Annotated in this window: 14 protein-coding genes; 2 read left to right on the forward strand and 12 right to left on the reverse strand. The window is 56.5% G+C overall.

The window, feature by feature from the left end; all coding sequences use genetic code 11:
- Window positions 1-8 precede the first annotated feature (8 nt).
- A complete protein-coding gene (locus OAN307_RS19280; protein ID WP_044044995.1) occupies window positions 9-611 on the reverse strand; it encodes a flavin reductase family protein in 603 nt (200 codons plus the stop codon).
- Window positions 612-690: 79 nt separating this feature from the next.
- Here OAN307_RS19280 and OAN307_RS19285 point away from each other — a divergent pair, with 79 nt between their 5' ends.
- Together OAN307_RS19285 and OAN307_RS19290 are read left to right on the forward strand one after the other, a co-directional pair.
- On the forward strand, window positions 691-1,164 hold the full coding sequence (locus OAN307_RS19285; RefSeq protein WP_044044038.1) for a GNAT family N-acetyltransferase: 474 nt from the start codon (window positions 691-693) through the stop codon (window positions 1,162-1,164).
- 31 nt (window positions 1,165-1,195) lie between these two features.
- The gene (locus OAN307_RS19290) at window positions 1,196-2,005 is read left to right on the forward strand and encodes an EcsC family protein (protein WP_015501230.1); all 810 of its coding nucleotides are present in this window, start codon (window positions 1,196-1,198) and stop codon (window positions 2,003-2,005) included.
- On the opposite strand, the gene ptsP is transcribed toward OAN307_RS19290, so the two are convergent.
- From ptsP to OAN307_RS19345, 11 genes are all read right to left on the reverse strand, one after another.
- The gene (ptsP, locus tag OAN307_RS19295; RefSeq protein ID WP_015501231.1) at window positions 2,002-4,242 is read right to left on the reverse strand and encodes a phosphoenolpyruvate--protein phosphotransferase; all 2,241 of its coding nucleotides are present in this window, start codon (window positions 4,240-4,242) and stop codon (window positions 2,002-2,004) included. The two genes, OAN307_RS19290 and ptsP, sit on opposite strands and share 4 nt — an antisense overlap.
- Before the next feature lie 125 nt (window positions 4,243-4,367).
- Window positions 4,368-4,805, reverse strand: coding sequence for a GNAT family N-acetyltransferase (locus OAN307_RS19300; protein ID WP_015501232.1), 438 nt, complete (start codon window positions 4,803-4,805; stop codon window positions 4,368-4,370).
- A complete protein-coding gene (locus OAN307_RS19305; protein WP_015501233.1) occupies window positions 4,802-6,040 on the reverse strand; it encodes an aspartate kinase in 1,239 nt (412 codons plus the stop codon). Before OAN307_RS19305 ends, OAN307_RS19300 begins: the two co-directional genes overlap by 4 nt.
- Before the next feature lie 70 nt (window positions 6,041-6,110).
- Complete coding sequence (locus OAN307_RS19310) at window positions 6,111-7,517, reverse strand: FAD-binding oxidoreductase (protein ID WP_015501234.1); 1,407 nt, start codon at window positions 7,515-7,517, stop codon at window positions 6,111-6,113.
- A gap of 114 nt (window positions 7,518-7,631) precedes the next feature.
- Window positions 7,632-8,216, reverse strand: coding sequence for a GNAT family N-acetyltransferase (locus tag OAN307_RS19315; RefSeq protein ID WP_015501235.1), 585 nt, complete (start codon window positions 8,214-8,216; stop codon window positions 7,632-7,634).
- Window positions 8,216-9,481: a M16 family metallopeptidase gene (locus OAN307_RS19320; protein WP_015501236.1), complete on the reverse strand. Its 1,266-nt coding sequence runs from the start codon at window positions 9,479-9,481 to the stop codon at window positions 8,216-8,218. The genes OAN307_RS19315 and OAN307_RS19320 overlap by 1 nt, the downstream gene beginning before the upstream one ends.
- Window positions 9,478-10,866: a threonine synthase gene (thrC, locus tag OAN307_RS19325; protein WP_015501237.1), complete on the reverse strand. Its 1,389-nt coding sequence runs from the start codon at window positions 10,864-10,866 to the stop codon at window positions 9,478-9,480. Before thrC ends, OAN307_RS19320 begins: the two co-directional genes overlap by 4 nt.
- Before the next feature lies 1 nt (window position 10,867).
- Window positions 10,868-11,533, reverse strand: coding sequence for an SURF1 family protein (locus OAN307_RS19330; RefSeq protein ID WP_015501238.1), 666 nt, complete (start codon window positions 11,531-11,533; stop codon window positions 10,868-10,870).
- Between the two features lie 96 nt (window positions 11,534-11,629).
- A complete protein-coding gene (locus OAN307_RS19335; protein ID WP_015501239.1) occupies window positions 11,630-12,433 on the reverse strand; it encodes a cytochrome c oxidase subunit 3 in 804 nt (267 codons plus the stop codon).
- Between the two features lie 27 nt (window positions 12,434-12,460).
- Entirely contained in the window at window positions 12,461-13,087 is a 627-nt protein-coding gene (locus tag OAN307_RS19340) for a cytochrome c oxidase assembly protein (protein WP_015501240.1), read from the reverse strand.
- Window positions 13,084-13,353, reverse strand: coding sequence for a hypothetical protein (locus tag OAN307_RS19345; RefSeq protein WP_015501241.1), 270 nt, complete (start codon window positions 13,351-13,353; stop codon window positions 13,084-13,086). The genes OAN307_RS19340 and OAN307_RS19345 overlap by 4 nt, the downstream gene beginning before the upstream one ends.

Consider the following 13,353-nt stretch of genomic DNA (forward strand, 5'->3'; position numbering starts at 1 on the left):
CCCCGCCGCTAGTCCGGTCGATCGAGACTGAACACGTCACGCACAACCGAATAGTCCTTATATCCGCCGCGCGCGAGCGGTTGGAACTTTGTGACGTCAAACATCCCATCGACCATGCAGTCGTCGCGCAGATGGATACCTGTGACTTCTCCGAAAACCACGAAATTCGCGGCCCCCTCAATCTTGACGATTTGCGTCATCCGACATTCCAAAACCGCAGGCGCACCAGCAACGTGGGCGCAATCGATCGAACGGCAGGCGGCCTTTTCGATCCCTGCATCGACAAATTCATCAACGTCGCGTGACCACGCACCCGACGATCTGTTCATTGCATCGCGCATTGCATATTCCACTATATTAACAGCAAAAACCCCTGTCTCACGGATATTGGCGACGCTGTCCTTGGTATCGCCACGGTCGTCCTTCGCAGACGTAGACGCAAACATCACCTGCGGCGGGACATAGGCGACCGCATTAAAAAACGAATATGGCGCGAGGTTGTCAGATCCATCCGCGCCACGGCTGGAAATCCACCCGATCGGGCGTGGCGTCACCACGGCATTGAACGGATTATGCGGCAATCCGTGGCCGTCTTCGGGTTCGTAAAAAATCGTATCAACTCCTCGTAACACCTCATGCGCGCCAATATCTTGTTTGCATTGAAAGCGAAACAAAGGTTCACCTAGGCAAATGGAATTGTGCGACGAAACAACAGACGATTGGTGGGGCGTGGAAACCCTATACGACCTGACCTTTGCGCCGGGCCGTAAGGCGCTGTCATCGTATCGTTTGCGCGACGATGTCCCGCCTGTAGCGGCTTTTTGTCGTGTGGTTCGATCAGACGATGGCGTCATCGGCGGCGCGATCCGCTGCTGGCCGATCCGCATCGAACAACATGATGCGCTGCTGCTCGGTCCTGTCGCAATCCACCCGACTCGCCAAGGCGAAGGTTTGGGCGGGCTGATGATCCGCGATGTGCTGGAACGCGCAGCACCTGCGGGCTGGCCGCGCGTGCTCCTTATTGGGGACGTCCCCTATTACGCGCGCTTCGGGTTCAAATCCCTTAACGGTGTCGTTATGCCGCCACCCACCAACCCCGCCCGCATCCTTGGTCATGGCGCATGGGCGGGCATTCGCGGCCGCGTGCGCAAGCGTTTGGATTGAAATAACCCGTCACAAGGTCCATCTATAGCGGATGACAGCTGATCCAGACACCCTGCCCCCCGTCAATCCTGATGAACCATCCATCCCGTTAACCGATGAAGCACGCCTGCAAATCGCCAACCTTGCGGCGCGACAACACAACGCCACCGGCGTGTTGATGCAAGTGGTGACCTTTTTGGGTGGTCAGGTCGAAGACGGCCTGAAACTGCTGCCCACCAGCACCCGCGCCCGCCTTGACGCCGCCGCCACCCGTGGACTTCGTGCCAGTTATGATGCGGCTGGGCGCAGCCAAGGCGGCATAGGGCGTTTCATCGGGACCGACCGCGCGCACAAGGCGTTGGCGTCGTTTACAGGGGCTCTGGGCGGCTTGGGTGGTTTGCCAACAGCGCTGGCTGAACTGCCACTGGCCACGACCGTGATCTTTCGCGCGGTGCAACGGATTGCCACGGAACATGGCGAAGACCCGATGGCCGTTGAAACCCGCGCCCAATGTTTGCAAATTTTCGGTAAGGGTGGCCCCGGAAGTGAAGACGACGGCATCGACACCAGCTTTATCGGTGCACGCCTTGGTCTGTCCGGTGCCGCGATCAACAAGCTTATCAGCAAAGTTGCGCCGAAATTCGCGACTGTGCTTGGTCAAAAACTTGCCGCACAGACAGTGCCTGTTTTGGGCGCTGCAGCGGGTGCTGGCACGAATTACACCTTCGTCAGCTACTACACAGATATCGCCCACGTGCATTTCGGGCTGCGCAATCTGGCGCGCACATATGGCGCGGACCAAGTCGCGGACGCCTTCACGCTTGAGGCGATCAGGCTGAAAAATCCACGGCTTAAAGCCTAGGCCTGTTGGCGCAAGAAATCATTGATCGCACCGCGCACGGACTGATCACCGCGTTCGCGCGCCTCATGGATAACGCCGCGCGCGTCATCAAGATTAAGCCGCCGCAACATGTGCTTCACCGGCCCGATTGATGCGGGCCGCATCGACAGGTTGCGCAATCCCATCGCGGCAAACGCCACCGCTTCAACAGGTCGACCGGCATCTTCGCCACAAAAACTGACCGGAGTGTGGTGGGCATGGCACCGCGCGATCAACTGTTCCAAAAAGCTGAGAACGCTTACGTTTAGCGTGTCATAGCGCCGCCGCACCCGTTCGTTTTCGCGATCGGCCGCAAAGAAGAACTGCTTCAGGTCGTTGCCACCGATTGAGATGAAATCGACCTCCCGAAAAAAGATGTCCGGTGCAAACGCGAGGCTTGGCGTTTCAAGCATCGCACCAATCTTTACGTCCGTCGGCAGCGGGTGGCCCAGAATGCGTTCCCGCGCCATCGCCTTTTCGAATTCTGCGCGGGCAGATCGGAATTCTTCAAGCTGGGCAACAAACGGGAACATCACCGTCAGGGGCCGCCCGTTTGCAGCACGTATCAGCGCCTGCAATTGCATCCGCAACACGCCGGGCTTTTCAAGGCCCACGCGGATCGCCCGCCACCCCATCGCGGGATTAGGTTCATCGTTGGGTTTCATATAGGGCAGCACTTTGTCAGACCCGATATCAAGCGTGCGAAACGCCACCCGTTTACCCTTCGCGGCGTCCATCACTTGTGCGTAAAGCGCAGATAATTCGCCCCGTCTTGGCATTTGGCTGCGGATCAAAAATTGTAGTTCGGTGCGAAACAGCCCCACACCTTCCGCGCCGGAGCCTTCCAATGATGGCAAATCGGCCATCAAACCTGCGTTCATGTGCAGGGCCGTGACGGTTCCACATTTTGACTGCGCGGGCAGTTCGCGAATGCCCGCATACCGCGCCTGTGCTTCGGTTTGCATGGCCATTTTGTCACGAAACGCAGCCTGCACCGTGTCGTCGGGGCGCAAATGTGCAATTCCCTGTTCGCCGTCCACCAAGATCGGATCACCGTTCAACGCCTCAGCAGTGATACCTGTCGCTTGGATCACCAGCGGGATCGCCCACGCCCGTGCAACGATCGCCGCGTGGCTCCCAACAGACCCTTCTTCCAGCACGATACCTTTGAGCTTCTTGCCATATTCCAATAATTCACCTGGCCCGATATTGCGCGCCACCAGCACAGGGTTTGCGGGCACTTCCGCACCGGTATTGCTCCCCTGCCCTGTCAATATCCGCAGCAGACGGTTCGACAAATCATCAAGATCGTGCAGGCGGTCACGCAGATAGCTGTCGGCAGATTGCATCCGCGTGCGCGCAAGTGATTGTTCCTTTTCGACAGCGGCCTCTGCGGACAGGCCTTGGGCGATATCCGCCTCCATCCGTTTCATCCAACCGCGTGAATTGGCGAACATCCGATAGGCTTCAAGCACCTGTTTTTGGTCTTTGTTGACAGTCTTCGTTTGCGTCAACATCTCATCGACCGAAACGCGCAACGTGTCCACGGCCTCGCGCAGTCGTGCCAGTTCAGCATCGGGATCGTCCGCGACCACGTTGGTGACGACGACGCGCGGTTCATGCAGATACACATTGCCGCCTGCAGCACCTTCTTGGCCAACCAATCCTTTGAACATAACGGGTTCTTGGTGGCGTGCCCGCAGCGCAGCGCCTTCACCGACAAACACGCCCAGTTCATTCATTTCGGCTAATACCATGGCGACGACTTCGAGGGCGTAAACCTCATCTGCGGTGAATTCGCGCGGGACCCGGCTTTGGACGACCAAAACCCCCATCGTTTCGCCAAGGCGCTGCACGGGAATACCGCAGAAACTGGAATATCGTTCCTCGCCCGTTTCAGGCATATATCGGAATCCGCGTGCTGCGGGTGCGGCTGCGGTGTTCACAACGCGGCGCGTTTTGGCCACACGGCCAACCAAACCTTCACCCAGTCGCATCCGCGTTTGGTGCACAGCCTCTTGCTGCAAACCTTCTGTGGCGCAGAGTTCAAGCGTGTCAGCATCGCGAAAAAGGTATATCGAACAAACCTCTGCGCGCATTGAATTCGCGATAAGTCGCACGATTTCATCCAATCGCGCCTGCCCTGCTTCACCACTGGCCATAACGTCACGCAGACGGACCAACAATTTACGGCTTTCTGTCTCAAAACCTTGTGGCATGTGATCTCCTGCACCCCTAAGAAATGAGACTACAGGTCCTCGCAAGGCGTCGCAATGGCGATTTGCACGCACAGGTTGCAAATCCCAATTTCCGCTTACCGGAGCAATGAGCTTGATCTAGGCGCTCACACCTTAAGGTCGTATGTCACCCACTGAGTCGCCTGCGCAACTTTGTCATAAAGTCCACGCGCCCGTGCATTGTCCGCCGCCGTGATCCATCGTACGACGCTATGACCCTGCTCTGCCGCGCGGACTTTTATTGCATCAATCAAGGCATCAGCGGCACCCGATCCGCGGGCCGCTCGCGCAACAAACAGATCATCCAGAAACAACCCCGACGCAGCCGCCAAGGGTCGCGCAAACGGTCGGTAATGTGCAAAACCGATCAGAGAACTGTTGTTTTCGACGACTAATCCGTTCACTTCGTGGGAGGGATCAGTCAACCAACCCCAAACCGTCGCCCGCATTTCGGACGTCTGCTGAACCTTGTAAAACTGTGCATACGCGTCATACAACGCGTCCCATGCGGAACGATCATCCGGTTCTAGCGCGCGAATAATCACGCCACTTTATCCAGCTCGAACGCATCGTGCAGCGCTTGCACCGCCAGTTCCATGTACTTGCGATCAATGAGTACAGACACTTTGATCTCGGACGTGGTGATGACCTTGATGTTCACACCTTCGTCGCGCAAAACAGAAAACATTTTTGCCGCCACACCCGCGTGGCTCCGCATCCCGATGCCCACAATGGACACTTTGGCAACGTCGGTGTCAGCCACCAGATCATGGAAATTAATCTCACCGGATGCCTTGGCATCTTCCATCGCTATTTGTGCGCGTTTCACCTGATCGGTCGGGCACGAAAACGTCATATCTGTGCGGCCTTCTTCGGATATGTTCTGCACGATCATATCAACGTTCACGCCCGCCTCAGACAGTGGCACAAAGATCGCGGCGGCAATTCCAGGGCGGTCAGCCACCGAAATCAGCGTCATTTTTGCCTCGTCACGGCTGAACGCAACACCGGCTACCACATTGGATTCCATAATTTCTTCCTCCGCACAGACGAGCGTTCCTGCATCGTCAGATTGTTCTTCAAATGATGATAGCACACGCAGGCGCACTTTATATCGCATTGCCAATTCCACAGATCGCGTCTGCAAAACCTTGGCACCGAGCGACGCCAGTTCAAGCATTTCTTCATAGGCGATTTTGTCGAGCTTTCGCGCCTTGGACGTCACCCTTGGGTCCGTCGTGTAGACGCCATCGACGTCGGTATAGATGTCGCAACGCACAGCCTCGAACGCCGCCGCAAACGCCACCGCAGTCGTATCCGACCCGCCGCGCCCCAGCGTGGTGATGCGGCCCTCGGGGCTCACGCCTTGGAACCCCGCGACAATCGCGACTTTCATACCTTCACCGAACTTTGCCATAATATTGTCGGTCGGGATTTCTTCGATGCGGGCAGAACTATGTGCCGATGTCGTCATTACTGGCACTTGCCAGCCCTGCCAACTGCGCGCGGGCACGTCCATTTCCTGCAACCTCAGCGCCATCAAACCCGCCGTCACATTTTCGCCGGAACTAACAATCGCATCGTATTCCCGCGCATCATGCAAAGGCGACGTTTCGTTCACATAACCAACCAGCTTATTGGTCTCACCCGACATCGCCGACACGATCACGATCACGTCGTAGCCTTTGGCGACTTCCACGCCCACGCGCTTAGCCGCGCGTTTGATACGGTCGATCGTGGCAACGCTCGTGCCGCCGAATTTCATCACCAGAACTGGCATATTCTGTCCCCAAGGTCGTGCATAAATTAAGTCCGCGTTGTCATAGGACGCGCGGCTGCGCGACGCAAGGTCAGGCGCGCAACACGGCCCCAGGGTTCATGATGCCGCGCGGGTCCAGCGCGTCTTTGATTGCGCGCATCATCGCCAGTTTCGCAGGGTCAGCGTAGGTCTCAAGATCACTGACCTTTAGCCGCCCGATGCCATGTTCCGCGCTCACCGATCCGTCGAATGAATGTGCCAGATCATGCACGGCTGTCTTGATCGCATCACGCTGGTCTTGGTGGTCCGCACGGTTGCGCCCCTGCGTTGGAAAGACATTGTAATGCAAGTTTCCGTCCCCCAAATGGCCAAAACAATTGATCCGGAAATCACCAATTTCAGCAAGGATCGCAGGGGCCTTCGCGATGAATTCGGGAACACAGGAGATCGGTACCGAAATATCATGCGACGAAACCGACCCGATGCGCCTGTTGCCCTCGGGGATCATCTCCCGAATATTCCAAAGGTCCCGCGCTTGGCTGCCCGACTGCGCAATGACCCCGTCCAAAATCAGACCCGCAGCGCCCTCAAACAGATCCTCCAACGCACCCTGCGCCGACTGGCCAGTCGGCAAGCCAATCTTCATCAGGACCGACCATTCAGGTGCCTCTTTGAAAGGCGCTTTATACTCCAACCCCGTCTCATTAAGGAAATCGAACCCTTGGCGGTGGATCAATTCGAACGCCGTGACGGTCTCACCTAACCGCTCACCTGCCAAAGACAACAACGACACGGCGGCAGCGGGGGATTGCACCACAAACATCGCCGTTGCTTCGTTCGCCGGACGTGGCATCATTCGCAACGATGCCCCAGTCATCACGCCCAAAGTCCCCTCAGATCCGATCATCAGATCGCGCAGATCATAGCCTGTGTTGTCTTTGCGCAAACGACTCATTCCGTTCCAGATCGTCCCATCCGCCATCACGACCTCAAGGCCCAAACACTGCGCACGTGCATTGCCGTAGCGAATTACATTTAGGCCCCCCGCGTTGGTCGCCAACAGCCCACCGATCCGCGCCGACCCTTCAGACGCCAGCGAAAGGGGAAACAACCGCCCCACATTCGCAGCCGCTGTTTGAACATCTGCCAAGATTATACCAGCATCAACTTCAATCACATTTTCATCCGGGTAAACTGCCCGAACCTTGTTCATGCGCGCCAACGACAAAATCACAGGGACGGGCCCGTCCGCTACGGTTTGCCCACCCACCAATCCCGTGCCACCGGAATAGGGCACGACAGCTATGTGGTGCTCAAAACAGGCAGCCATCAACGTCGCGACCTCGTCAACAGACGCAGGTGACACCACTACGCCTTGTCCAGACCAGCGTCCGCGCGGTTCAACCAAAAATCCCGTGGGGTCAGCCAAAAACGCCACCGCAGGCAGCACATCCCGCAACTTTCCTACGAATACATCATCCACGGAATTCAACGCCATGTCAGCCTCCCCGTTTGTCTTTGGTTCTGAAATACCTCATGGATTTGGAGGCAGGCTCCCAACGGATTTGCCAGAAAATCCAAACCCAGCCTGCTGCAAACGTTGATCACCGGATCATCCCACATCTGTCTTGCCACGCCGATCATGGCGCAGATTGGCGTAAAGCACGTGATTGCGCCAACGCCCATTGATCTGCAAATAAGATTGCGCCACGCCTTCGTACTTGTATCCACAGCTTTCCAGCAGCCCGCGTGATGGGGTATTTTCCGGTAAACAGCCCGCCTCAATCCGGCTCAAATCCAGCGTTGTGAACGCATAATGCACCACCGCTGCGATTGCCTCGCGCATATATCCCTGCCGCGCGAACGCCTCTCCGATCCAATATCCTGTCGTGCCAGCCTGCGCTGGCCCACGCCGAATATGATCAAGCGTTATTGCCCCCAAAACCGTCTCGTCACTGCGCCGGATGATGAAAAGCGGCAGCGCAGTGTCGTTAGAAATCGCACGTTGCGCCCAATACACCCGATTGGTGAAACTTCGGCGCGTCAGATGATCAGATGCCCAGATCGGCTCCCACGGCTTTAAAAACGCCGCCGATTCCTGTCGCAACGCAGACCATGCGCGAAAATCGGAATGGATCGGCGGACGCAGCAACAGCCGCTCGGTGTCTAGACGAATTTTCTTACGCGTCCGCAGCATTACGCGACCAACCGTTGTCTCAAAGCCTCCAGCGCAGGCGCGTCATCAATCGGTCCATAAAGCGCCATGACCGACCCCGCATCGGTGATCAAGCTCCCACCGAAAGCACGCACATCACCTGTGGTCACAGAATCAATCCGTTCAATCGTGTCTTCTATTGTCGGGACAGTGTCCCAGATCGCGACCATGCGGGCCAAACGTTCCGCGCGACTGGAAGGACTCTCAAGCCCCATCAACATGCCTGCTTTCATCTGCGCGCGTGCCCGCGCGACCTCCTCGGCGCTCATGTCGTCAGCTGCGCGTTTCAACTCATCAATCGTCAGCGTTGCCAGTTCACCCAATTGTTCAGCCGATGTGCCCGCATAGACTGTCATCATGCCGGTGTCGGCATATGCACCCGCTTGGGCAAAAATTGTGTAACACAGCCCACGGTTCTCACGCAGTTCTTGGAACAATCGCGACGACATGCCGCCACCCATGGTAATCGCATGGATTTGGGCCGCGTAAATGCCGGGATCGCGGTAGTTCGGCCCTTCAAACGCCAGTGTAAAATGCGCTTGTTCCAGATCTTTTTTAACCCGCCGCTCACCGCCCACAAACGCCGCAACTTCAGCCGCACGTGGTTCTGATCGCCGTGGCAAGTGACCAAACAACTTTTCGGCCAATGCCAACAATTCGTCGGGGTTCACAGCACCAGCCGCGGACAGAATCATCTGGTCGGGCCCGTAACGTTCGCCGATAAAGTCTGACAGGTCGGCTTTGGTAAACGAACTTACCCGCTCGCTTGGGCCTAAAATTGTGCGTCCGATAGCCTGATCTGGATAGGCTTCTTCTTGGAGCCAGTCGAAAATAATGTCGTCCGGTGTGTCCAGTGCCTGACCAATTTCCTGCAAAATCACGCCGCGCTCAACCTCGATCTCGGACGGATCAAACACCGGATTGAGCAGAATATCCGCAATCACGTCCAGCGCCAGCGGCACGTCATTTTCCAGAACCCGTGCGTAATAGGCGGTCATTTCGCGTGATGTATAGGCGTTGATATAGCCACCAACGTCTTCAATTGCTTCGGCAATCTGCAATGCGCTGCGCCGCTGCGTCCCCTTGAACGCCATGTGTTCCAAGAAATGCGCGATGCCATTTTGCGCAGGCGTTTCATGGCGTCCCCCCGCCATAACCCAAATCCCGATTGAGGCTGATTTCAGGCCCGGCATCTGTTCGGTGACGATGCGAAAGCCGTTGGAAAGCGTGTGCTGTTGGACGGTCACTTGGCGATCCGCTCCTTAATGAGGGTTTGCAGGGCAGTAAGGTCATTTGGCACCCGCGTGACCCGTTCGGATCGCTCATACAGGTCTGCCATGTGGGGCGGCAATGGCGGATGCAAGCCTGTGGCTTTTTCGACCGCTGCTGGAAATTTGGCGGGGTGCGCGGTGGCAAGTGTGATCATCGGTGTAGCGCTTTGGAAACGGCTTCCAACCCTGACGCCAACAGCGCTGTGCGGACAGAGCAATTCACCAGACCGCGTCAATTCATCGGTGATCGTGGCGTAGGTTTCCACCTCGGACGCGCTGCCGGATGCGAACGTGTCGCGCAGCATCTCAATCGCCCCTTGGGAAATCGTAAACGCGCCTTTGGCCTTTAAGTCGGCCATTTGTGCCGCCACCACAGCGCCGTCGCGCCCGTAGGCTTCAAACAGCGCACGTTCAAAATTGGATGACACCTGAATGTCCATCGACGGGCTAATGGTCGGCGTCACGCCTTCTTTGATTTGCGCGCCGGTTTGCAATGTGCGGTGCAAAATGTCGTTCTGGTTCGTGGCTATTACAAGTTGATCAATCGGCAGGCCCATGCGCTTGGCAATGTAGCCTGCGAAAATGTCACCAAAATTGCCAGTCGGGACGGTAAAGCTGACGGGGCGGTGCGGCGCGCCAAGCGATACGGCGCTGCTGAAAAAATACACCACCTGCGCCAAAACGCGGCCCCAATTGATCGAGTTGACCCCCGCAAGATTCACGCCGTCACGAAAATCGAAATCGTTGAACATATCCTTAAGCGCCGCTTGGCAGTCATCAAAATCACCGTCCATTGCCAGTGCATGCACGTTGGGTTCCACAGGCGTCGTCATCTGGCGGCGCTGGACCTCAGACACGCGGCCATGTGGAAACAGAATGAAGACATCGACGTTTTTCAGGCCACGGAACGCTTCAATCGCGGCGGATCCAGTGTCACCTGACGTCGCGCCAACAATCGTGATCCGCTTGCCGGAACGGGCCAACGACGCCTGAAACATCTGGCCGATCAGCTGCATGGCGAAATCTTTGAACGCCAGCGTCGGGCCGTGAAACAGTTCCAGCAGGAAATGATTGCTATCAAGCTGCTTGATTGGCGCACGCGCGGCGTGCCTGAAGCCCGCGTAGGCCGCATCGATCAGGCCGCGAAATTCGTCATCCGTAAACGTATCACCAATAAACGGGCGCATCACGGTGTAGGCAATCTGTTCGTAGGACTGCCCCGCCATTGTCGCGATTTGGGTCTTGGACAGTGTTGGAATGACGTCGGGCACATAAAGCCCGCCATCGCGCGCAAGTCCTGTCATCATCGCCTGCTCAAAATTCAGTGCGGGGGCCGCGCTACGGGTCGAGATGTACTTCATATCAGTTTCCCTTTGGGCGCATGGAACGCATCACGTAAAACCCAGTCATGCTGAACCAGACCGCGGCCAGCAAGAACCACGTAATCGCATATTCTAGATGGTCGTTCTTGATGTTTCGCGTGTCCACAGCCAGCGGCGTCAGGCGGCCATCGTACTGCGTCGCAGCATACAGCACCACCAACAACGGTTCCGTCCCCAACGCCTGCGCCATCGCCGGGACATCGCGGGCATACCATTCATCCCCGACCGGCGCTTGTCGCGAAATATCATCAGGCCAGATCAGATTGCCCTGCACGGTAACTACCGAAGTCAGCACAACACCTTCGTCTTCATACAAAGGCAGCAAGCCTTGATCCAGCATGACCCGACGCCCGTCTGCCGTCACAAATGCTGAAATGATACGGTGGCCAGTGCCTGCCGCCGTGCCACTGTCAAGAAACCGTATTTCTTCGCCCGTCGCGGCACCTTGCATGATGACGGTCAGATAATTATCAACGTCACGGGTCGGGGCGGCGGGCAGTGGCACGGGATCAGCCCCGACCCGCGCATCGATGTCACGAATGGTGTCAAGCTTCCATTCCAGCCGATCAAGCTGCCAGAACCCAAGCCACAACAGCACGATGATGCCACCAAGACCAATCACGAGAGGGAATAGAATTTGCCGCATGGAGTGCCTCAAAGGTTGGGTGCCTCAACAATAAAGACGCGCAGGGTGTTCATCCCTGCGCGTCTTGCCGTGTCATAACAGTCAGGTCAAGGCGGCTTACTGGCCCCATACGTAGACGGCTGCAAACAAGAACAGCCAAACCACATCCACAAAGTGCCAATACCATGCCGCAGTTTCGAACCCGATATGGCGCTCTGCGGTGAAGTGACCCTTGCGAACGCGCAGGTAGCACACGAACAAGAAGATCGTACCGATCACAACGTGGAAACCATGAAAACCCGTCGCCATAAAGAAGTTTGCACCATAAATATTGCCTGCAAGACCAAAGGCCGCGTGGCTGTATTCGTAGGCTTGGAACACGGTGAACACCACACCCAGCACAACCGCTAGGATCAGACCGCTTTTGACGTCTTCGCGATTGTCTTCGTGGACCAGAGCATGGTGTGCCCAAGTTGCCGCAGCGCCAGAACACAGCAGGATCAACGTGTTAATCAGCGGTAAATGCCAAGGGTTGAACGTTTCGATTCCAGCCGGTGGGAATTGCCCGTCAATGGCAGGCGATTGTGGGCCCATCGGGTACATCGCGTGCTTGAAGAACGACCAGAACCATGCGGCAAAGAACATAATTTCGGACATGATAAACATGATGAAACCATACCGCAGACCAATGCTAACAACTGGCGTATGATCGCCTTGGTGGGATTCGACGACAACCTCAGACCACCATGCGTACATGCAATACAGCACACCCGCGAAGCCCATCAGGAACAAGTAGGGGCTGTCATTGGAGTCCATCCAGACGACCGCGCCAAACAACATGAAGAAGACGGAAACAGCTGTCAGCAGCGGCCAAACAGAAGGCGGCAGGATGTGGTAATCGTGATTTTTCTCATGGGCCATGCGTTTCGTTCCCTTACGGCGTTGGTCTTAATTCAATTCTGTCGGTTGCACTGTGTCCAGCGCAGCCTGATCGTCCACAAGTAGGGTGGCCTGTTCGTACTCTAGCGGCAATTCGTTCAAGTGAAACGTATACCCCAAAGTTATCGTATGCACATACTGTCCGTCTCGGTCATCCACGATGGCCGGATCGACAAAGAACAGCACAGGCATATTCATCGTTTCACCCGGTTGCAAAATCTGCATTTCAAAGCAAAAACAATCAATCTTGTCGAAGAACGCGCCAGCCTCATAGGGGGCGACGTTGTAGGATGCGGACCCTGCGATGGCGTAGTCGGTCGGGTTGGTGGCTTCATAGAAGGCCAGTACAGTTTCACCGATACGGACTTCCATTTCGCGCTGCACTGGTTTGAACGTCCACGGCATGTCGGACGCCACAGAACTGTCAAACCGCACTGTTATGGTTTCATCCAGAATCGTATCGCTGCCGGCTGTTGCGATATTCGTGACGCCGCCAAATCCGGTGACGCGGCAGAACCAGTCATAAAAAGGCACGGACGCCCACGCGAGGGCTCCCATAAAGACGACGACGCTCACGGCTTGTGCAGCTGTTCGGTTCGCGTCTCTGGTGATATAATTAAATGGGTTAAGCTTCATTCGGTGGCTCCCTCTTGTGTAGCAGCGGCTGCCCTCTCTGCCGCGACGTCAGCGGCGCGTCGTTCTGCGGCTTCAAGCGCACCGGGTTCCAGTGCAGGCCGCGCAACGTGGTCAAACCTTTCCAACTGGCGAATATCCGTCAGCCCAAGAACTTTTACGACGGTCAAGCCGAATACAATGCCGATCAGCCCCAGCAACAAAATGCCAACGCCCATGTTGCGACCTTTGCGGCGCGTATGAATCTCATGTTCAACTTTCATCGTCAT

The sequence above is a fragment of the Octadecabacter antarcticus 307 genome (assembly GCF_000155675.2).
GTDB lineage: Bacteria > Pseudomonadota > Alphaproteobacteria > Rhodobacterales > Rhodobacteraceae > Octadecabacter > Octadecabacter antarcticus.